General features: G+C 71.1%; 19 protein-coding genes and 2 pseudogenes. 17 read left to right on the top strand and 4 right to left on the bottom strand.

Annotated elements, in window-relative coordinates:
• From AB0J78_RS05280 to AB0J78_RS05310, 7 genes and pseudogenes are all read left to right on the top strand, one after another.
• Window positions 1-270: pseudogene (locus tag AB0J78_RS05280) on the top strand (hypothetical protein); the annotation flags it as partial.
• Window positions 267-1,019, top strand: a complete 753-nt coding sequence (locus AB0J78_RS05285) for a 3'(2'),5'-bisphosphate nucleotidase CysQ (protein ID WP_363787199.1) — start codon at window positions 267-269, stop codon at window positions 1,017-1,019. The pseudogene AB0J78_RS05280 and the gene AB0J78_RS05285, both read left to right, overlap by 4 nt.
• Entirely contained in the window at window positions 1,019-1,921 is a 903-nt protein-coding gene (gene cysD, locus AB0J78_RS05290; RefSeq protein WP_363787201.1) for a sulfate adenylyltransferase subunit CysD, read from the top strand. Before AB0J78_RS05285 ends, cysD begins: the two co-directional genes overlap by 1 nt.
• Complete coding sequence (locus AB0J78_RS05295) at window positions 1,921-3,189, top strand: GTP-binding protein (RefSeq protein WP_363787203.1); 1,269 nt, start codon at window positions 1,921-1,923, stop codon at window positions 3,187-3,189. The genes cysD and AB0J78_RS05295 overlap by 1 nt, the downstream gene beginning before the upstream one ends.
• A gap of 31 nt (window positions 3,190-3,220) precedes the next feature.
• Window positions 3,221-3,877 carry a sulfotransferase family protein gene (locus tag AB0J78_RS05300; protein ID WP_363787205.1) on the top strand — a complete coding sequence of 219 codons (657 nt, stop codon included), beginning with the start codon at window positions 3,221-3,223 and terminating at the stop codon, window positions 3,875-3,877.
• A 253-nt stretch (window positions 3,878-4,130) separates the two neighbouring features.
• Entirely contained in the window at window positions 4,131-5,627 is a 1,497-nt protein-coding gene (locus AB0J78_RS05305; RefSeq protein ID WP_363787207.1) for an arylsulfotransferase family protein, read from the top strand.
• A 155-nt stretch (window positions 5,628-5,782) separates the two neighbouring features.
• On the top strand, window positions 5,783-7,258 hold the full coding sequence (locus AB0J78_RS05310) for an MFS transporter (RefSeq protein ID WP_363787209.1): 1,476 nt from the start codon (window positions 5,783-5,785) through the stop codon (window positions 7,256-7,258).
• Here AB0J78_RS05310 and AB0J78_RS05315 read toward each other — a convergent pair whose 3' ends face one another.
• Entirely contained in the window at window positions 7,259-7,903 is a 645-nt protein-coding gene (locus AB0J78_RS05315; protein WP_363787211.1) for a GTP cyclohydrolase II, read from the bottom strand. It lies immediately after the preceding gene.
• Window positions 7,904-7,986: 83 nt separating this feature from the next.
• Between AB0J78_RS05315 and AB0J78_RS05320 the strand changes: the two genes are divergently transcribed.
• The 4 genes from AB0J78_RS05320 to AB0J78_RS05335 are packed head-to-tail and all read left to right on the top strand — an operon-like array spanning window position 7,987 to window position 11,082.
• Window positions 7,987-8,385 (top strand): 6-carboxytetrahydropterin synthase, encoded by a 399-nt coding sequence (locus tag AB0J78_RS05320; RefSeq protein WP_363787213.1) that lies wholly within the window; start codon window positions 7,987-7,989, stop codon window positions 8,383-8,385.
• A complete protein-coding gene (locus tag AB0J78_RS05325) occupies window positions 8,382-9,377 on the top strand; it encodes a glycosyltransferase family 4 protein (RefSeq protein ID WP_363787215.1) in 996 nt (331 codons plus the stop codon). The genes AB0J78_RS05320 and AB0J78_RS05325 overlap by 4 nt, the downstream gene beginning before the upstream one ends.
• Window positions 9,374-10,147, top strand: coding sequence for a methyltransferase domain-containing protein (locus tag AB0J78_RS05330; RefSeq protein WP_363787217.1), 774 nt, complete (start codon window positions 9,374-9,376; stop codon window positions 10,145-10,147). Before AB0J78_RS05325 ends, AB0J78_RS05330 begins: the two co-directional genes overlap by 4 nt.
• Entirely contained in the window at window positions 10,144-11,082 is a 939-nt protein-coding gene (locus AB0J78_RS05335; RefSeq protein WP_363787219.1) for a lysylphosphatidylglycerol synthase transmembrane domain-containing protein, read from the top strand. The genes AB0J78_RS05330 and AB0J78_RS05335 overlap by 4 nt, the downstream gene beginning before the upstream one ends.
• On the opposite strand, the gene AB0J78_RS05340 is transcribed toward AB0J78_RS05335, so the two are convergent.
• Both AB0J78_RS05340 and AB0J78_RS05345 read right to left on the bottom strand, forming a co-directional pair.
• Complete coding sequence (locus AB0J78_RS05340; protein ID WP_363787221.1) at window positions 11,008-11,697, bottom strand: creatininase family protein; 690 nt, start codon at window positions 11,695-11,697, stop codon at window positions 11,008-11,010. The two genes, AB0J78_RS05335 and AB0J78_RS05340, sit on opposite strands and share 75 nt — an antisense overlap.
• Entirely contained in the window at window positions 11,684-12,655 is a 972-nt protein-coding gene (locus tag AB0J78_RS05345) for a zinc-binding alcohol dehydrogenase (protein WP_363787223.1), read from the bottom strand. Before AB0J78_RS05345 ends, AB0J78_RS05340 begins: the two co-directional genes overlap by 14 nt.
• Before the next feature lie 27 nt (window positions 12,656-12,682).
• On the opposite strand from AB0J78_RS05345, the gene AB0J78_RS05350 reads away from it, so the two are divergent.
• Window positions 12,683-13,363 (top strand): CDP-alcohol phosphatidyltransferase family protein, encoded by a 681-nt coding sequence (locus tag AB0J78_RS05350; RefSeq protein ID WP_363787225.1) that lies wholly within the window; start codon window positions 12,683-12,685, stop codon window positions 13,361-13,363.
• Here the strand turns inward: AB0J78_RS05350 and AB0J78_RS05355 are convergent.
• A complete protein-coding gene (locus AB0J78_RS05355; RefSeq protein ID WP_363787227.1) occupies window positions 13,344-14,030 on the bottom strand; it encodes a dihydrofolate reductase family protein in 687 nt (228 codons plus the stop codon). The two genes, AB0J78_RS05350 and AB0J78_RS05355, sit on opposite strands and share 20 nt — an antisense overlap.
• A gap of 130 nt (window positions 14,031-14,160) precedes the next feature.
• Between AB0J78_RS05355 and AB0J78_RS05360 the strand changes: the two genes are divergently transcribed.
• The 5 genes and pseudogenes from AB0J78_RS05360 to AB0J78_RS05380 all read left to right on the top strand — a co-directional run bounded on the left by AB0J78_RS05360 (window position 14,161) and on the right by AB0J78_RS05380 (window position 19,433).
• On the top strand, window positions 14,161-14,973 hold the full coding sequence (locus tag AB0J78_RS05360) for a TIM barrel protein (RefSeq protein ID WP_363787229.1): 813 nt from the start codon (window positions 14,161-14,163) through the stop codon (window positions 14,971-14,973).
• 24 nt (window positions 14,974-14,997) lie between these two features.
• Window positions 14,998-15,885, top strand: a pseudogene (locus AB0J78_RS05365) (2-hydroxy-3-oxopropionate reductase); the annotation flags it as partial.
• Between the two features lie 24 nt (window positions 15,886-15,909).
• Window positions 15,910-17,685: a glyoxylate carboligase gene (gcl, locus tag AB0J78_RS05370; RefSeq protein WP_363787231.1), complete on the top strand. Its 1,776-nt coding sequence runs from the start codon at window positions 15,910-15,912 to the stop codon at window positions 17,683-17,685.
• On the top strand, window positions 17,682-18,521 hold the full coding sequence (locus AB0J78_RS05375) for a fumarylacetoacetate hydrolase family protein (protein WP_363787233.1): 840 nt from the start codon (window positions 17,682-17,684) through the stop codon (window positions 18,519-18,521). The genes gcl and AB0J78_RS05375 overlap by 4 nt, the downstream gene beginning before the upstream one ends.
• A 429-nt stretch (window positions 18,522-18,950) precedes the next feature.
• Window positions 18,951-19,433, top strand: coding sequence for a hypothetical protein (locus tag AB0J78_RS05380; RefSeq protein WP_363787235.1), 483 nt, complete (start codon window positions 18,951-18,953; stop codon window positions 19,431-19,433).
• Window positions 19,434-19,461: the final 28 nt, after the last annotated feature.

The following is a 19,461-nucleotide window of genomic DNA, read 5'->3' on the forward strand; positions in this document are numbered from 1 at the left end:
GGACTGGCCGGTTCGCTGCTGGCCGGATCGATCCCCGGCGTGCTGGTGGGATCGCTGATCTCGGCGCGGGTTCCCGACCGGCCGGTGCGGGTGCTGCTCGGTGGAATGCTGGTGACCACCGGGCTGATGATGATCGGCACCGACGTCCTGCCGGGAGTGTCGGCGGGACTGCTGGTCGTGCTGCTCGGCGCGGTGATCCCACCGCTGCGCAACGCGATGTCGTCGCGGCGGGCGCCCGTCGCGAATGATCACAGGGAGGTAGTGGGGTGAGCGACGACCACGAGCTGGCCGCGCGGCTGGCGCGGCGAGCGGGCGAGCGCCTGGTCGAGCTGCGAGAGGGGTCCGCAGCGGAGCCCCGGGCGCTCGGTGACGCCGGTGACGCCGCGGCCCACCGGCTGCTCGTCGACGCGCTCGCGCAGGAACGCCCGGCCGATCCGGTGCTGTCCGAGCACGGCGTGGCCGGACCGGAACGCGTTCCGGGCGAACGCGTGTGGATCGTCGACCCGCTCGACGGCACGCGCGAGTTCACCGAACCCGGCCGCGCCGACTGGGCGGTGCACGTCGCGCTCGCCGAACGCCATGAGGTCATCGCCTCCGCCGTCGCGCTGCCCGCCCAGGGCATCGTGCTGGGCACCGGCGCACCGCCGAAGCAGCCGACGCGCGCCATCGAGCGCCCGCGCATCGCGGTCAGCCGCAGCAGGCCGCCGGAGTTCGTCGCCGCGGTCGCGGCCGAGATCGGTGCCGAACTGGTGCCGATGGGCTCGGCGGGCGCCAAGATCACCGCCGTGGTCCTCGGCGAGGTCGACGCCTACCTGCACGGCGGCGGCCAGTACGAGTGGGACAGCGCCGCTCCCGTCGGCATCGCCCGCGCCGCAGGTCTGCACACCAGCCGGCTCGACGGCACCGAACTCGTCTACGACCGCCCCGACCCGTGGTTGCCCGACCTGCTGGTCTGCCGCCGCGAGCTGGCCGTGGACCTGCTCGCCGCCCTGTCCGACCGAATCGAGGGGAGTCGCTGATGCCCGCCGGGCTGTCTCGTCTGGACCTGCTGGAATCCGAGGCGGTGCACCTCATCCGCGAGGTGGTCGCCGAGCGCGACCGCCCTGCGCTGCTGTTCTCCGGCGGAAAGGACTCCGCCGTGCTGCTCAAGCTCGCGGAGAAGGCGTTCGCCCCGGCGCCGATCCCGTTCCCCGTGCTGCACGTCGACACCGGTCACAACTTCGAAGAGGTCCTCGACTTCCGGGACCGCCGCGCCGCCGAACTCGGCGTGCGGCTGGTGGTGGCCTCGGTGCAGGAGTCCATCGACGCCGGCCGCACCACCGAACCCGAGGGCCTGACCAGCCGCAACCGGCTGCAGACGGCCTCGCTGCTGGAGGCCATCGCCGAGCACCGCTTCGACGCGCTGTTCGGCGGCGCCCGCCGGGACGAGGAACGCGCCCGCGCCAAGGAACGCATGCTCTCCTTCCGCGACACCTTCGGCCAGTGGGATCCGCGCAACCAGCGCCCGGAGCTGTGGAACCTCTACAACGGGCTGATCCACCCCGGGGAGAACGTGCGCGCCTTCCCGCTGTCGAACTGGACCGAGCGCGACGTCTGGACCTACATCGACCACGAGGACGTCGAGCTGCCGTCGCTGTACTTCGCCCACAACCGCAAGGTCTTCGAGCGCGACGGGATGCTGCTGGCCGACAACCCGTTCCTGCCGCGCGGCGCCGACGAGCAGCTGGTCGAGCGGTCCGTGCGGTTCCGCACCGTCGGCGACATGACCTGCACCGGTGCCGTGGAGTCGACGGCGGCGACGGTCTCCGAGGTGATCGCCGAGATCGCCGCGACCAGGATCTCTGAGCGCGGCCAGACCCGGGCCGACGACCGCACGAGCGCGGCGGCGATGGAGGACCGCAAGCGGGAGGGATACTTCTGATGACCACCACCGAACCGGTCTTCGCCCCGGCCGACAGCCTGCTGCGCTTCGCCACCGCGGGCGCCGTCGACGACGGCAAGTCGACCCTGATCGGGCGGCTGCTGCACGATTCCAAGTCGCTGCTGGCCGACCAGCTCGAACAGCTGGAGGTGGCCAGCAAGGAGCGCGGGGACGAGCAGCTCGACCTGGCGATGCTCACCGACGGGCTGCGCGCCGAGCGCGAGCAGGGCATTACCATCGACGTCGCGCACCGGTACTTCGAGACCGCGCGGCGGGCGTTCATCATCGCCGACACGCCCGGCCACGCCCAGTACACCCGGAACATGGTCACCGGCGCCTCCACCGCGGACCTGGCGATCGTGCTGGTCGACGCCCGCAACGGGCTGACCGAGCAGAGCCGCAGGCACGCGGTGCTGGCGGGTCTGCTGCGCGTGCCGCAGCTGGTGCTGGCGGTGAACAAGATGGACCTGGTCGACCACGACGAGTCCGTCTTCCGCGCCATCACCGAGGAGTTCGCGGCCTTCACCGAGCGGCTGAACCTGCGCGAGGTCACCGCCATCCCGATCTCCGCCCTGCGCGGCGACAACGTCGTGGACCGCTCCGCGGCGATGCCCTGGTACGACGGGCCATCGCTGCTGGAGCACCTGGAGCAGGTCGAGGTCGCCGACGAGGCGGGCCCGTTCCGGCTGCCGGTGCAGTACGCGATCCGCGCGCAGGAGCAGGACTACCGGGGTTGTGCGGGCCAGGTCGCGGGCGGATCGGTCGCGCCCGGCGAGGAGGTCCTGCACCTGCCTTCCGGGATGCGCAGCCGCGTGGTCGCCGTCGACACCGCCGACGGGGAGTTGGAACGCGGTCAGGCGCCGCAGTCGGTGGCGTTGCGGCTGGCCGAGAACATCGACGTCGGTCGCGGCGACCTGCTCTGCGCGGTCGACCAGCCCCCGGCCGCGGCCGAGGAGCTGACGGCGTCGGTGTGCTGGATGTCGCCGAAGACCCCGCTAAGCCCGGGCACCCGGTTGCTGCTCAAGCACACCACTCGCGTGGTCAAGGCGATCGTCACGGAGGTCCGCGAACGGCTCGACGTCACCACCTTGGAGCGCGGCCCGGCCGATTCGCTGGGGCTCAACGACGTCGGCGAGATCGCCGTGCGGCTCGCGCAACCGGTGTTCTGCGATCCCTACGAGCGCAACAGGTTCACCGGAGGAGCGGTGCTCATCGACGAGTCCAGCCACGCCACGGTCGGTGCCGTCCTGATCATCGGCGCGCGCTGAAAGACCTGAACAGCACGACGAAGGAGCGAAAATGGTCAAGATCATCGGAGCCGGGTTCGGCCGGACCGGAACCGCGTCGATGAAGGCGGCGCTGGAGCACCTCGGCTTCGCGCCGTGCTACCACATGTTTGAGGTCATCGCGCAGCCCGAACGCGCGAAAGACTGGGACCGCGCGCTGGACGGGGAGGTCGACGACTGGGAGACCGTGCTCGGCGGTTTCGAGTCCACGGTGGACTGGCCGGGCTGCACGTTCTGGCGCGAGCTCATGGACTTCTACCCGGACGCGAAGGTGCTGCTCACCGTCCGCGACCCGGAGCGCTGGTACGACAGCGTTTTCAACACGATCTACCAGTTCGTGCAGGAGCCCCCGTCCGACGACGACTTCAGCACCAGGATGCGGCCGACCGTGGAGCGGATGATCTGGAACGGCACCTTCGACGGCCGCTTCGACGACCGCGAGCACGCCATCAAGGTCTTCGAGGCCCACAACGCCGCCGTGCAGGAAGCCGTTCCGGCCGACCGGCTGCTGGTCTACAAGGTCGGCGAGGGCTGGGACCGGCTGTGCGAGTTCCTCGACGTCCCGGTCCCCGAGCAGGCGTTCCCGCACGTCAACGACTCCGGCTCGATCCGCGACCTCGTCGAGAGGACCCAACGCGAGGGCAAGTTCCCCTCACCGTTCGAGTCCTGATCAAAACCGTTTGAGGATTTCTCTGCTTCGCGGTGCGGGTGGCGGAAACCCCGAAGGGGAGAGCGCAGCGGCTTCGTGGTCTCCGTGCGCCGCTCCTGATGTATGCCGCTTGCCCAGGGGGTGGACATCGGCGTCGCGGCGTACTCGCCACGAAGCCGCTCAGAACCCGCGGCGGTGCGAGTTGAGTCCGACACCTGAAGCAACGGCTCCGCCGTATTTTTGAACAGTTTCGAGTCTCTCTTTTAGGAGATCCATGTCCGTCAACGAATTGGACCGCAGATCGGTGCTGCGGATGCTCGCCGCGGCGCCACTGGTTCCTGCGGCGTTATCGGGCACGGCGCAGGCCGCGCCCCGGCCGTCCGCCGGTGTCCTGGGCGCCGATCTGGTCAGCCGTCCTGATCTGCACCCGCCGCTGATGGAGATCATCACCCCGGCCGCGGGCACCGAGCCGGGCCACGTGCTGCTCACGCCGACCGGTGCGAGCACGATGGACGTCAACGCGCCCGCCCCGCGCGCGCCCATCCAGCCGGGTTCGATGCTGATGGACGACACCGGGCAGGCCGTCTGGTTCGGCCCGGCGACCGAGGGCGTGAACTTCGACCTGAAGGTCCAGCAGTACCAGGGAAAACCGGTGCTGACGTTCTGGGAGGGCCAGGTCGTGGTGCCGCCCGGGTTCGGCCACGGCAAGTTCGTGGTCCTGGACGAGACCTACGCGCGCATCGCCGAGGTCGCCCCGGTCAACGGGCTGACCGGTGACCTGCACGAGTTCATCATCACCCCGCAGGGCACGGCCCTGCTCCTCGCCTACCGCGAGGTGCGGGTGGACACGACTTCCGTTGGCGGGCAGCCGAACTCGAAGGTCCTCGAGAACGTCGTGCAGGAGATCGACATCGCCTCCGGTGAGCTGGTCTTCGAGTGGAACAGCCTGGAGCACGTCGGCCTGGACGAGTCGTTCTACCCGGTCCCCGAGGACCCCGAGGAGTTCCACGACTACATCCACCTCAACGCGATCTGCGAGGACGGCGACGCGCTGCTGATCTCGGCGCGCTGCACGCACGCCGCCTACCGCATCGACCGCCGCAGCGGCGACGTGAAGTGGCGCTTGTGCGGGCGCAAGAGCGATTTCGCGATGGGCGACGACGCGGCTTTCGTCTGGCAGCACGACGTCCGCCGGCACGCGGACGGCTCGATCAGCCTGTTCGACAACGCCGACGCGGCGGGGCGCGGCAAGTCGCGCGGCATGACGCTCAACGTCGACGAGTCGGCCAGGACGGCGACGCTGCTGCGCAGCGCGGAGAGCCCGGAGGGGCTGCTGGCGCCCAACCAGGGCAACGCCCAGATGCTGCCCAACGGTCACATGTTCGTGGGCTGGGGCGGCAAGCCGTACTTCAGCGAGTTCGGCCCGAACAACGAGGTGCTGTTCCACGGCCGCTTCGCCGAGTCGATGGGTTCTTACCGCGCCTACCGCTCCCAGTGGGTCGGCAAGCCCACCGACGCCCCGGCGGTCGCCGGGAAGCCGGGCGACGGAGTGACCAGCGTCTACGCCAGCTGGAACGGCGCCACGGAGGTGACCGGCTGGCGAGTCCTCGCGGGCCCGGACGAGCAGAACCTCGCCCCGGTTCTCGACGCGCCGAAGGCCGGCTTCGAAACCAAGATCGACGTCCAGGGCGTCCATCCCTTCGTCGCCGTCGAAGCCCTCGACGGAAGCGGAGCGGTGCTCGGCAGGTCGCCCGCCGTTCAGGTCGCATGAGCGAAGGCGGTTCTGGTCCGAACTGACCGGGCAAATCGGACGCGCACAGCGGACGGTTCGGACCAGAACCGCCGGGTGGTGCCCCAGGAGATGACCGTGACCAGGATGAATCGAGAGGAGGGTTAGGATGCTTTAGACCCGAAGGAGTGCTGATCGTGACCAGGCGCGGACAGGACGCGAGTGGACGCGATGCGGCGGTTCCACAGGCCGACGACGACCGGGAGGTTCGCCGCCGGTGTCGGCGGGCGCTCGGGGTGACCACGCTCGGGTTGATGCTGGTGCTGGTCAACGCCACTTCGCTGAACCTGGCGCTGCCCGCGTTGTCGGCGTCCTTCCAGGTTCCCGCCGCCACCGCCGACTGGTTCCTGGTGGCGTTCATGCTCAGCAACACCGCGTCGATCCTGGTGTTCAGCCGCATCTCCGACATGCTGGGGCGGCGGACGATCTACCTCGCCGGTCTCGTGTGCTTCACCGTGATCAGCCTGCTGTGCGCGCTCGCGCCCAACGCCACCGTGCTCATCCTGCTGCGGGTGCTGCAGGGCATCGCGGCGGCCACCACCGTCACCAACACGACCGCGATCCTCACCGACGTCTTCCCGCCGGACCGCCTCGTGCGCGGCCTGAGCCTCAACATCACCGCCGCCTCGATCGCCCAGATGATCGGGCCCGCGCTGGGCGGGCTGCTGGTGACCTTCGCCGACTGGCACGCCTTGTTCCTGGTCAACGTGCCCATCGGAATCCTTGCCGTGGTGCTGGGAGCGAGGCTGCTGCCGAAGATCCCGCGCGCACGCGGCCCGAGGGAGCGCTTCGACGTCGCCGGGGCGGTGCTCTCCAGCGCGGGCCTGGCCGTGCTGCTGTTCGGCATCAACCGCATCGGGCCGTGGGGAGCGACCGACCTCCGCGTACCGGCGGCGATCCTGCTGGGCATCGCCCTGCTGACGGCGTTCGTGCTGGTGGAGCTGCGGATCTCGGCTCCGCTCCTGGACTTCCAGCTGGTGCGCCGACCTGGACGCGGCCAGGCGTACGGGGCCGCGTTCTTCAACTCCTTCTGCCGCGCGGGAGTCGTGGTCCTGGTGGGCCTGCACCAGCAGATGGTCGAGCACCGCACGGCGCTGGAAGCAGGCTTCGTGGTGATGCCGCTGGCGCTGCTGATGATGCTGTGCGCGCCGCTGAGCGGACGGCTGTCGTCGCGCTGGTCGGCGCGAACCCTGTCCAGCCTCGGCGCGCTGCTGGTCGTGCTCGGCACCGCCGGACTGGCCGGTCAGCTGGCGACACCCGGTGCGCCGCTGGTGCTGATGGCGTTGTGGCTGGGGCTCATCGGAGGGGGAACGGGACTGTTCACCGCCCCCAACACCGGCTCGATCATGGCCGGTGTCAGCAGCGACCGCCGCGCGGTGGCCAACGGGATCCGCTCGATGCTGTTCAACAGCGCCCAGGCCGCCGGAACCGCTGTCGCGCTGCTGATCCTGACCACCTGGCTGGGCTCCTCCGGTGTGGCCTCCTACGCGGCCGACGCCGACGACCCGGCCGTGCGCACCGGTTTCGCGGTGGCCGTGGCCGCGACCGGCCTCGCCGCGCTGGCCGGATTCGTCCTGTCGCTGGCGCGCGGCGGCCCGTGGCGGGCGCGCTGATCACTCCAGGACGTGCGCGCCGATGTGCGGCAGGTCGTGGGCGAGCCGGTCGCGCTTGGCGGTGAGGTAGCCGAGGTTGTGCTCGCTGGCCGGGGCGAGCAGCGGAATGCGACGAACGACGGCGATGCCGGAGGTCTCCAGCGCGCGGACCTTGTCCGGGTTGTTCGACAGCAGCCGGACCGAGCGCACCCCGAGCCGCCGGAACAGCCTCGCCGCGGGACCGTAGTCGCGGGTGTCGACGGGATAGCCGAGGGCGGTCGCCGAGTCCACGGTGTCCAGTCCACGCGAGTCCTGCAGGACCTGGGTGCGCACCTTCGCCACCAGGCCGATCCCGCGCCCTTCCTGCCCGCGCAGGTAGACCAGCACCCCGGAGCCCTCGTCGGCGATCCGGTCGAGGGCCAGGCGGAGCTGATCACCGCACTCGCAGCGCAGAGCGCCGAAGACGTCGCCGGTCAGGCATTCCGAGTGGACCCGCACGAGCACGTCCTCGTTCGCCGAACCGAGGACCAGCGCCAGGTGCTCGACCCCGTCGACCGGGTCGCGGAAGGCGATGCAGCGGAAGTTCGCGCGTCGCGTCGCCAACTGCGATTCGGCGACGTCCTCGTCACGGATGGTGTGCTCGCGCCTGGCGGCTCGCTCGTGCATCCGGCCCTCTCGTCACCTCGTCCAGCTGTCATTACGCTCGGTCGAAGTCTCGACAGTAACCGGCAGACCACCGGAGGTCACCTTTGTTCACCGTCACGGTTCGTGACCACGTGATGATCGCCCACAGCTTCCGTGGCGAGGTCTTCGGTCCCGCGCAACGCCTGCACGGCGCGACGTTCGTCGTGGACGCGACGTTCACCCGCGACGAGCTGGACGCCGACAACATCGTCGTCGACATCGGACGCGCCACCGAGCAGCTCGGCGAGGTGCTGGCCGGGCTGAACTACCGCAACCTCGACGAGGAACCGGAGTTCGCCGGGATCAACACCTCGACGGAGTTCCTGGCGAAGGTCATCGCCGATCGCCTCGCCGACCGCGTCCACGAGGGAGCTCTCGGAGAATCCGCGCGCGGGCTCAGCGGTCTGCGCGTCGCGCTGCACGAATCGCACGTGGCCTGGGCCGGTTACGAACGCGCGCTGTGAGGGTCCACTTCGTCGTCCCCGCCGACGACCGGCCCAGCGGTGGCAACGTCTACGACCGCCGCGCCACCGAAGGCCTGGCGGCGCTGGGCTTCGACGTGCGCGCGACCGCGCTCGCGGGGACCTGGCCGCAGCCCGACGACGACGCGCGCGACCGGTTGGCCGACGTGCTCGCAGCGGTGCCGGACGGGGGAGCGGTGCTTCTCGACGGGCTCGTGGCCTGCGGCGTTCCCGAGATCATCGGGTCCCACGCCGACCGGCTGCGCACGGCGGTCCTGGTGCACCTGCCGCTGGCCGACGAGACCGGGCTGGACCCGGCAACCGCTGCGCGACTCGACACCGCCGAGCGCGCGACGCTGCGCGCGGCCGACCTCGTCATCGCCACGAGCCCGCAGGCAGCGCAGCGGCTCGCCCGCCACCACGGTCTTCGCCGCGTCCGCACCGCGACCCCGGGCACCGAACCCGCAGCGCTCGCGCCTGGAACCGACGGGGTGTCGCGACTGCTGTGCGTGGGTTCGCTGACACCGCGCAAGGGCCACGACCTGCTGGTCGAAGCCCTCGCAGGACTCCCGCTGACCTGCGACTTCGTCGGTCCGGCTCGCGATCCCGCTCGCGTGCGGCGGCTGATCGAGCACCCCGCGGGGATCCGCTGGCGCGGCCCGCTGGCCGGCGCGGAGCTCGCCGACGCCTACGCCTCCGCCGACCTGCTCGTGCAGCCCTCCCTCGCCGAGACCTACGGCATGGCCGTCACCGAAGCCCTGGCACGCGGGATCCCGGTGATCGCCAGCGCCGTCCCGGACGCGCTCGGCGACGGCGGCCTGCTCCTGCCGCCCGGAAACACCGCCGCCCTCGCCGACGCCCTGCGCCGCTGGTCCGACGACCCGGACTTCCGGTCCCGGCTCCGCGAGTCGGCGCTGCGCCGCCGCGATCAGCTGCCCACCTGGGAGTCGACCGCGCGGCAACTGGCCGCCGCGCTGACTAGCCTGGAAACATGACCGCCGCTGGTTTCGCCCCGGAGTGGCTGGCACTCCGCGAACGCGCTGATGCCGAGGCCCGCGCAGCGGAACTGCTGGGACCGCTCCGCGAATCGCTGCCGGCCTCCCGGCTGGTGATCCGCGACCTGGGGTGCGGCACCGGTTCGATGGGGCGGTGGCTGGCCGGGCGGCTCGACCGCCCGCAGCACTGGGTCCTGCACGACCGCGATCCGCGGCTCCTCGCGCTCGCCGAAGCAGCCTTGGCCACCGAGGACGTCACCGTCGAAACCCGACGAGCCGAGCTCGCCGGACTGCGCGCAGCAGATCTGGCCGGAACATCGCTGGTCACCGCCTCTGCGCTGCTCGACGTGCTCACCGAGGGCGAGGTCCGCTCGCTGGCCGCCGCCTGCGTCGAAGCCCGCTGCCCAGCCCTGCTGACCCTCACCGTGGTCGGGCGCGTCGAGTTCGAACCGCCGGAGCCGCTGGACGCGCGGTTCGAAGCGGCGTTCAACCAGCACCAACGCCGCCAGCTGCTCGGTCCCGACGCGGTGCCCGCCGCCATCGCGGCGTTCGAGGACCTCGGCGCGCGGGTGCTCACCCGCCCGAGCCCCTGGCGACTCGGCCCCGGCCCGTTGGCCGAGGAGTGGCTGCGCGGCTGGGTCGGCGCGGCCTGCGAGCAGGAACCCGAACTGGCTGAGGCGGCACCCGACTACCTGCGGCGGCGATCCGGTGACCTGCGGGTCCTGGTCCACCACGCCGACCTGCTCGCGATTCCGGGGGAGCGCGCATGATCCGCCGGCTGTGGCCCTGGCTGCGCGTGCTCGTCGCGGCCGGGATCCTCGCGCTGCTGGCGTGGCGGTTGGGCACCGACGCCTTCCTCGACGGGCTGCGCGCCATCGACGTCACGACCGTGCTCGCGGCGCTGGCCATCGGGTTGGCGACCACGGTGTGCAGCGCGTGGCGGTGGTGCGTGGTCGCGAACGGTCTCGGACTGCGGCTCTCGCTGCGCGCGGCGGTCGCCGACTACTACCGCGCCCTGCTGCTCAACGCCGTGCTGCCCGCCGGGGAGCTGGGAGACGTGCACCGCGCGGTCAGCCACGGGCACCGCTCCGGAGACCTCGGCGGTGGTGTTCGCGCCGTCGTGCTCGAACGCTGCGCCGGGCAGATCGCTCTCATCGCCGTCGCGGCCGTCGTGCTGCTGACCGGTCCGGCGCTGCCGTTCGCGCTCGCTCCGGGGCTGGTCATCGCAGGGGTGGTGGCGGGGGTGAGCCTGCTCGTCCCGGCGGTGCGCCGCGCGGCGGTGACGTTCTGGCGCGACGCGCGTCGCGGGGTGCTGACCCGGCGGGCCCTGACACCGGTGGCGGTCTCCTCGGTCGCGACCGTCGCCGGACACCTGGCGCTGTTCCTGGTCGCCGCGCGGGTCGCGGGCGCGGACGTCCCGGTCACGACCCTGCTGCCGCTGCTGGTGCTCGCGCTGCTGGTGATGGCGCTGCCGATCAACGTCGGCGGCTGGGGGCCGAGGGAGGCGTTCCTGGCGGTCGCCTTCGCCGCCACCGGGTGGGACCCGGCGCAGGGCCTGGCGACCTCGGTGGCCTACGGGGTGCTGGCGGTGATCGCCGCGCTGCCCGGCGTGTTCGTGCTGGTCGGCCGTTCAGCCGAGCGCCGCCAGGTGGTCGCCGAACGCCGTGACGAGACCGGCGAGCAGGTCTCGGCCCTTGCGCGCTGAGGCCAGCGACGGCCTGCCGATGACGCCCGATTCCGAGTAGTGCGGCATCCCGGTCGTGAGCAGGTGCCTGCGGTCGTCGGCGAGGTGATCGCCCGACTCGTAACCGGGACGGACCAGGTCGGGGTGGGCGTGCAGCAGGATGGAGGTCTCCACCTCGCCCGCGTGCATGTCGCTGCGCGCCGATGTCTCGACGCCGGCGGCCGCCCGCACCTCGTCCCAGTCGCGCGCCGCCGGGAACAGCGCCATGTCCCCACCGGCCTCCTGGACGACGTTGGACAGCACGTAGTTCCCGCCGTGGCCGTTGATCAGCACCAGCTTCGGCACGCCCCAGCGCCGCAGCGACTCGAACACGTCGGTGACCACCAGGTGCAGCGTGCTCGCGGTGATGCTCACGGTTCCCGGCCAGGCGGCGTGCTCCTGCGAGCACGAGATCGTCACCGGCGACAGCAGCTGCACGGGGTGGGCGGCGGCGACCTCCCGGGCGATGGTGCAGGCGATGACCGTGTCGGTCACCAGCGGCAGGTGCGAGCCGTGCTGTTCGAGGCTGCCGATCGGCAGCACCGCGACATCGGCTCGCCGGTCGCGCACGTCGTCGGTCGTGTCACGGACGAGCATGATCCGCACCGTAGTCAATCCGGTGGCACAGCGCCGGAAGCTCGCCCGAGAGCAGTTCGGGCAGGTCGTCGAAGGAACTCACACCGGTGATCAGCGCGTCGAAGGTCGGGTCGGCGAGCAGGTCCAGCGCCAACGACATCCGCTCGGCGTGACCGCGGCGCGGATGCGCGACCACGCCCACCTGGCTGCTGCGGATCGTGAGCCGCCGGGAGTGGAAGAACTCGCCCAGCGGCAAGCCCACCTCCGCGTCCCCGTACCAGCTCAACTCGACGACGCGCCCCTCCTGGGCGAGCAGTTCCAGCGAGCGCACCAGGCCCCGCCGGTCGCCGCTGGCGTGCACGACGAGATCGCACTCCTCGCGGGCGTGTTCGGGGGTGGCGAAGTCGACGCCGAGGGCGCGCGCGGTCGTCTCGCGGGCGGGGTCGACGTCGACCAGCTGCGCCCGCACACCGGGGACGCGGGCGAGGATGGCGGCCACGGCGCACCCGACCATCCCGCCACCGACGACCGCGATCCGGTCACCAACCAGCGGGGCCGCGTCCCACGCGGCGTTGACGGCCGTCTCCACGGTCCCGGCGAGCACGGCCCGCTCGGGCGGGACCTGCGGGGGCACGACGGTGACCGCGTCGGCGGGCACCACGTAGCGGGTCTGGTGCGGGTACAGGCAGAACACGGTGCGGCCTTCCAGCTCGACCGGCCCGCGTTCGACCACGCCGACGTTGAGGTAGCCGTACTTGACCGGCCACGGGAAATCGCCCTCCTGGAACGGCGCCCGCATCCGCTGGTGCTGGGACTCGGGGATTCGCCCGCGCAGCACGAGGCTTTCGGTGCCCCTGCTGATCGCCGAGTGCAGGGTGCGCACCTGCACCTGATCCGGCGAACGCTCCGGCAGCGCGGCGCGCCGGATCTCGCACTCGCCCTCCGCCGTGACCCACAATGCTCGCGTGGCCTCTGCCATGGACGACCTCCGAGAACCAGAGTGGCGATGATCGAACTCCACCGCAACACAGTCGAGCACCTGACATGGGCGGCCGTCCAGGTGGGGGCGCTCGGCGCGGTCGCCGCGAGCACGGGTCTGGGACCGGCCGGTTGGGGTGCCGGGATCGGCTGCGCGGTCGTCACCCTGGTGCTGCTGCGCCGCTCGATGCGGCGGCACGGCCGGACCTCGCTCGGCCCGGCCGACCGCATCACGCTCGTGCGGGCCGCGCTGACCGCGGTGATCGCCGCGTTGGTGGTCGACGGCGCGGGGTCCGCGATCATCGTCACCCTCGGGGTCCTCGCGCTGATCAGCGATTTCCTCGACGGTCGGTTGGCCAGGCGCACCGGCACGGCGTCGGTGTTCGGGGCGCGGCTGGACATGGAGGTCGACGCGTTCCTCATCCTGGTGCTCAGCGCGCACGTCGCCGTGGTGTTCGGCGCGTGGGTGCTGTCGATCGGGCTGATGCGCTACCTGTTCGTGGCCGCGTCGTGGGTGCTGCCGCGGCTTCGCGGGGAGCTGCCGCCGAGCTTCGCCCGCAAGGCCGTGGCCGCGGTGCAGGGGATCGTGCTCGTGGCGGCGTCGTCGGGGATCGTCCCGCACGCGGGCGAGCTGGTCGCCTGCGCGCTGCTGGCCCTCGTGTGGTCGTTCGGACGAGACGTGCTGTGGCTCAGCCGTTCTCGGACGTGATCTTCGGGAAGTAGCGCAGCACGGCGACATCGCCGAGCCGGGTCACGTCTTCGAGGTGGAAGCGGCGTGCCGGGCCGCCGGGAAAGCTTTCCGGGTTGAGGAATCGCGGCGCTCCGGCCTGTCCGATGAGCATCGGCGCGATCGCCATCCGGATCTCGTCCGCCAGGCCGGCTTTGAGGAACTCGGTGTGGATGCAGGTCCCGCCCTCGACCATGAGCTGCTCGACGCCCCGGTCGGCGAGGTCGTCGACGAGCGCGGTGAAGTCGATTTCCGCTCCCAGGGAGGCGATTTCGGCCAGTTCGCCCACGGAGTCGCGCGCCGTACGCGCGCCGTCGTCGGTGGTGTAGACGAGCTTGTCGCCGCCGCGCTGCCACAGGCGCGAGGCGGGGTCGAGGTCGCCGCTGCCGGACACGACGACCTTCAGCGGGTGCTCCGGCAGGCCGCGCGCGGTCCGTTCGGCGCACCGGCGGGGGCTGCGGACGAGCAGCCGCGGGTCGTCGCGGCGCACCGTGCCCGCGCCCAGCAGGATCGCGTCGGACTCGGCGCGCACCTGGTCGACGTGGTCGAAGTCGGTCGCGTTGGACAGCGGGAACCGCTGCGGGTCGACGTCGTCGATGTAGCCGTCCGCGCTGACGGCGACGCTGAGTAGAACGTACGGGCGCGACACGTCCGCCACGGTACCCAGTCGTGATCGGACTCGACTCCCTTAAACAAAGTGTTGACAAGAGCCGGTGATGGCCGCCACTATTCTGTGGAACGGAAACAAAGATCCACGATACGGAAATAGGACGGTCGCGATGAGTCACGCACTGCCCTACGAGGTCAACTGCTCGATCCTGCTCACCGACCTGCCGCTGCTGGAGCGACCGGCCGCCGCGAAGGAAGCCGGCTTCGACGCCGTCGAGTTCTGGTGGCCGTTCGACACCGCGGTGCCCGCGCAGCGCGACGTCGACGCCTTCGTCCGCGCCGTCGAGGACGCGGGAGTGCGGCTGGTCGGGCTCAACTTCTTCGCCGGGAACATGCCCGGCGGCGACCGCGGGCTCGTCTCGTGGGCGGCGCGCAGCCAGGAGTTCCGCGACAACGTCGACGTCACGGTCGAGATCGGCGAACGCCTGGGCTGCACCGCCTTCAACGCCCTCTACGGCAACCGCGTCGACGATGCCTCCGCCGAGGAGCAGGACGCCCTGGCGGTGGAGAACCTCGCGCTCGCCGCGAAGTCCGCCGCACGCATCGGCGGAACGGTGCTGGTCGAGCCGGTCAGCGGCCCGCAGCCCTACCCGCTGCGCACCGCCGCCGACGCGCTCGCGGTCATCGACCGGGTGCGGGACACCGCCGGGGCGACCAACCTCGGGCTGCTCGCCGACCTCTACCACCTGGCGGTCAACGGCGACGACGTGGACCAGGTCATCGCCGACCACGTCGACCGCATCGCGCACGTGCAGATCGCCGACCACCCGGGCCGCAACGAACCCGGCACGGGATCGCTGCCGCTGCAGCAGCAGCTCGCCGCGCTCGAACGCGGCGGCTACCGCGGTTGGGTCGGCCTGGAGTACAAGGCGAGCGGCCAGGCGGGCCCCTTCGACTGGCTCCCGCGCGAACGCCGCAGCTGAACCAAGAGATCCGAGGAGGAAGCAAGCATGAGCTCGATCGCGTTCATCGGCCTGGGAGTCATGGGCAGCCCCATGGCCGTGCACCTCGCCAACGCCGGCCACGACGTGACCGGTCACAACCTCACGCCCGACAAGTACGGCCCGCTCAAGGAGGCCGGCGGGAGCGCGGCCGGCTCGATCGCCGAGGCCGTCGCGGGCGCCGAGATCGTCTGCGTGATGGTCCCCGACAGCCCCGACGTGCGCGACGTGCTCACCGGTGAGAGCGGGGTCTTCGCCAACGCCAAGCCCGACGCGCTGATCATCGACTTCTCCAGCATCCGCCCAGACGTCACCATCGAGCTCGCCGGCACGGCCGCCGAGAAGGGGTTCCGGCTGCTCGACGCCCCGGTCTCCGGCGGTGAGGCCGGTGCGAAGAACGCGGCGCTGTCCATCATGGTCGGTGGCTCCGAGGAGGACTTCGCCGCCGCGGCGGAGGTCTTCGACCACGTCGGCAAGACCGTCGTGCACGTTGGGCCGAGCGGTGCCGGTCAGACCGTCAAGGCCGCCAACCAGCTCATCGTGGCCTCGAACATCCAGGCGCTGGCGGAAGCCGTGGTGTTCGTCGAGTCCTACGGCGTGGACACCGAAGCCGCGCTGGAAGTCCTCGGCGGCGGGCTCGCCGGGTCGGCGGTGCTGGAGCAGAAGCGGCGGAACATGCTCGACCGCAGCTTCGCCCCCGGTTTCCGCATCGACCTGCACCACAAGGACCTGGGCATCGTCACCGCCGCCGCCCGCGAATCCGGTGCCGTCGTGCCGCTGGGCTCGCTGCTCGCGCAGCTGATGGCGTCCGCTCGCGCCAACGGCGACGGCGGACTCGACCACTCCGCGCTGCTGCGCGGCGTCGAACGACTCTCCGGTCTCAGCGACACCTGACCACCAGCCGAAACGAGGACGAACATGACGCGCATGCGCACCGTCGACGCCGCCGCCCTCATCCTGGAGAAGGAGGGCGCCACGCAGACCTTCGGGCTGCCCGGCGCCGCGATCAACCCGTTCTACAGCGCCATGAAGAAGCACGGCGGCATCCGCCACGTGCTCGCCCGCCACGTCGAGGCCGCCTCGCACATGGCCGAGGGCTACACGCGGACCGAAGCGGGCAACATCGGCGTCTGCGTCGGCACCTCGGGGCCGGCGGGCACCGACATGATCACCGGGCTGTACTCCGCTTCGGCCGACTCGATCCCGATCCTGGCCATCACCGGCCAGGCGCCGGTCGCCAAGCTGCACAAGGAGGACTTCCAGGCGGTCGACATCCAGGCGGTGGCCCAGCCCGTCACCAAGTGGGCGGTGACCGTGCTGGAACCGGCCCAGGTCCCGGGCGCGTTCCAGAAGGCCTTCCAGGTGATGCGGTCGGGCAGGCCCGGTCCCGTGCTCCTCGACCTCCCGCTGGACGTGCAGCTGGCGGAGATCGAGTTCGACATCGACACCTACGAGCCGCTGCCGGTCGCCACACCGGCAGCGACCCGTGCGCAGGTCGAGCACGCGCTGGAGATGCTCAACTCCGCGGAGCGGCCGCTGATCGTCGCCGGTGGCGGCGTCATCAACGCCGACGCCTCGGACCTGCTGGTGGAGTTCGCCGAGACGCTGGGCGTTCCGGTCGTGCCCACGCTGATGGGCTGGGGAACGATCCCCGACGACCACCCGCTGGCTGCCGGCATGGTCGGCCTGCAGACCGCGCACCGCTACGGCAACGCGACGATGCTCGCGTCGGACTTCGTGCTCGGCATCGGCAACCGCTGGGCCAACCGGCACACCGGAGGTCTCGACACCTACCGCGAGGGCCGGACCTTCGTCCACGTCGACGTCGAACCCACCCAGATCGGACGGGTCTTCGCGCCGGACTACGGCATCGTGTCCGACGCCCGCGCCGCGCTGGAGGTCTTCGTCGAGGTCGCGCGCGAATGGCGGCAGCAGGGCAGGCTCGCCGATCGCGGCGAGTGGAGCCGGGAGTGCCAGGACCGCAAGGCGGAGCTGCTGCGCAAGACCGACTTCGACGTCGCACCGATCAAACCGCAGCGGGTGTACCAGGAGATGAACCGCGCGTTCGGACCCGACACCCGCTACGTCTCCACGATCGGGCTCTCGCAGATCCAGGCCGCGCAGATGCTGCACGTCTACCGGCCGCGCCACTGGATCAACGCGGGTCAGGCCGGTCCGCTGGGCTGGACGGTGCCCGCCGCCATCGGCGTGGCCACCGCCGACCCGGAGTCCACAGTGGTCGCGGTCTCGGGCGACTACGACTTCCAGTTCCTGGTGGAGGAGCTCGCGGTCGGCGCGCAGTTCAGCATCCCGTTCGTGCACGTGCTGATCAACAACGCCTACCTCGGGCTGATCCGGCAGGCGCAGCGCGGGTTCGACATGGACTACTGCGTGCAGCTGTCCTTCGACAACATCAACGCGCCGGAACTCGCGGGCTACGGCGTCGACCACGTCAAGGTCGTCGAAGGGCTCGGCTGCAAGGCGCTGCGGGTTTTTGAGTCCGAGGGCATCTTCGACGCGTTGGAGCAGGCCAAGAAGCTCGTCGCCGAACACCGGGTCCCGGTGGTGGTGGAGGTCGTGGTCGAGCGGGTCACCAACGTGTCGATGGGCACCGAGATCGACGCGGTCAACGAGTTCGAGGCGCTGGCCGAGTCCGGCGCCGACGCTCCGACCGCGGTGGCGGGCCGGTCATGAGACTGGTCAGGGTGGGCGAACCCGGTGCCGAGCGGCCGGGGGTGTTGGACGCTGCAGGCCTGGTCCGCGACGTGTCCGGGTTCGCCCACGACATCGACGGGGACCTGCTGGCCGATCCCGAACGCCTCGCGGCCATCGACGCGGGTCGTGAGGCGCTTCCGGAGCTGCCCGCGACGCGTTTCGGTCCGCCGATCGCGCCACCGGGCAAGGTCGTGGGCATCGGCTTGAACTACCGGTGCCACGCCGCGGCCGCGGGTGCCGAACCCCCGGCGGAGCCGATCGTGTTCCTCAAGCCCAGCAGCGGGATCACCGGTCCGAACGACGAGATCGTGCTGCCGCCCGGCAGCACGCACACCGACTGGGAGGTGGAGCTGGGAGTCGTGATCGGCACCCGGCTGCGCTCCTGCCCGGACCCGGCGGAGGCGCTGCGCTCGGTGGCCGGCTACGTCGCGGCCAACGACGTCACCGAGCGGGCGCAGCTCAAGAGCGGGCCGACGTGGGTGCGCGGCAAGTGCCACGACACCTTCAGCCCGCTGGGCCCGTGGCTGGTCACCGCCGACGAGATCCCCGATCCGCAGGCCCTGCGACTGGACCTGCTGGTGAACGGGACCCACCGCCAGCGGGGCCGCACGGCTGACATGGTCTTCGGTGTCGCTGAGCTGTTGTCGCACCTCAGCGGCCTGATGACGCTGCACCCGGGGGATCTGGTGCTCACCGGAACCCCGGCCGGAGTCGCGGCTCTGCACCCGGAGCCGCGCCCGTACCTCCGTCCTCGCGACGTGGTCGACATCGAGGTCCAGCACCTCGGGCGCCAGCGCACCACGGTGCGGGGATAGGGGCCCGAGGCGGGAGGCCAGCGCACTGCCGGGCGCAATCCTCCCGCCTCGGGAGCACCCACCACCTCAACTGAATTCCGCAGCGTCCAACGCCGAACTCCCCGGAGGCCAGGAGTGTTCTGCTTCGGTTGCGTGACCTTGGAGTGTGATGGTGTCTGCGCGGACGGTGTTTTCAGAGTCGATCTCCATCGCTCGTCCAGGTGATCAACGAAGCTCCAACGGGTGATCAAGTGGATGGTTCGCTGGGTGTTTTGCTTCCTTTTTCCACATCGTCGCAGGTCAGGCGAAATGTCCTTGTCTCCGGCGCTGATCCGCTCGTGTGGCGGTGCTGCTGGGACGGGGCTAGCGTTCGCTCCGCATTTGATCTCAGACCGTTCGTGGAAACGTGACCGGGTTTCGGGCGTGTCCACCGGAGAAAGTGGGGTAGCGGTGCGCACTTTCCGTGAAACCGCCTACTGGACAGCGGTTCTCGCCCTGGGCGCCGGAATGCTGATCGGGACGCCCGCGTCCGCCGACAGCACCGACAACGACGGCGTCAACCTCGGTAACGACAACAACCTCAGCGTGCTGCCGGTTCAGCTGTGCGGCAACAACGTCGCGGTGCTGGGTGCGGTGGCGCCGATCGCTTCGCCGCAGAACGTCGAGTGCGTCAACGCGCCGATCGTCGACCACCCGGAGAAGCCGGACACCGAAGAGCCGCCGACCGACGAACCGCCGTCGCACGAGCCGCCCGGGCACCAGCCTCCGGGGCATCAGCCTCCTGGGCACGAGCCGCCGGGACACCAGCCCCCGTCGCACGAGCCGCCGGCGCACCAGCCGCCGTCGCACTCCGACGAGGTCGAGGACGCCGAAGAGCTGCCCACGGCCCCGGCGCCCGAGGCGACCGAAGGTCACGTGGCCGTCACCGGCTGAACCTCTCCACGACGCCGGTCGGTCCGCG

The sequence above is a fragment of the Saccharopolyspora sp. NPDC049426 genome (genome assembly GCF_040676935.1).
Lineage (GTDB): Bacteria > Actinomycetota > Actinomycetes > Mycobacteriales > Pseudonocardiaceae > Saccharopolyspora.

Coding starts and splice junctions, on each gene's coding strand:
- cysD (WP_363787201.1), top strand. CDS start 1,019: ATGCCCGCCGGGCTGTCTCGTCTGGACCTGCTGGAATCCGAGGCGGTG.
- AB0J78_RS05295 (WP_363787203.1), top strand. CDS start 1,921: ATGACCACCACCGAACCGGTCTTCGCCCCGGCCGACAGCCTGCTGCGC.
- AB0J78_RS05300 (WP_363787205.1), top strand. CDS start 3,221: ATGGTCAAGATCATCGGAGCCGGGTTCGGCCGGACCGGAACCGCGTCG.
- AB0J78_RS05305 (WP_363787207.1), top strand. CDS start 4,131: ATGTCCGTCAACGAATTGGACCGCAGATCGGTGCTGCGGATGCTCGCC.
- AB0J78_RS05315 (WP_363787211.1), bottom strand. CDS start 7,903: ATGCACGAGCGAGCCGCCAGGCGCGAGCACACCATCCGTGACGAGGAC.
- AB0J78_RS05330 (WP_363787217.1), top strand. CDS start 9,374: ATGACCGCCGCTGGTTTCGCCCCGGAGTGGCTGGCACTCCGCGAACGC.
- AB0J78_RS05335 (WP_363787219.1), top strand. CDS start 10,144: ATGATCCGCCGGCTGTGGCCCTGGCTGCGCGTGCTCGTCGCGGCCGGG.
- AB0J78_RS05340 (WP_363787221.1), bottom strand. CDS start 11,697: ATGCTCGTCCGTGACACGACCGACGACGTGCGCGACCGGCGAGCCGAT.
- AB0J78_RS05345 (WP_363787223.1), bottom strand. CDS start 12,655: ATGGCAGAGGCCACGCGAGCATTGTGGGTCACGGCGGAGGGCGAGTGC.
- AB0J78_RS05350 (WP_363787225.1), top strand. CDS start 12,683: ATGATCGAACTCCACCGCAACACAGTCGAGCACCTGACATGGGCGGCC.
- AB0J78_RS05360 (WP_363787229.1), top strand. CDS start 14,161: ATGAGTCACGCACTGCCCTACGAGGTCAACTGCTCGATCCTGCTCACC.
- gcl (WP_363787231.1), top strand. CDS start 15,910: ATGACGCGCATGCGCACCGTCGACGCCGCCGCCCTCATCCTGGAGAAG.
- AB0J78_RS05375 (WP_363787233.1), top strand. CDS start 17,682: ATGAGACTGGTCAGGGTGGGCGAACCCGGTGCCGAGCGGCCGGGGGTG.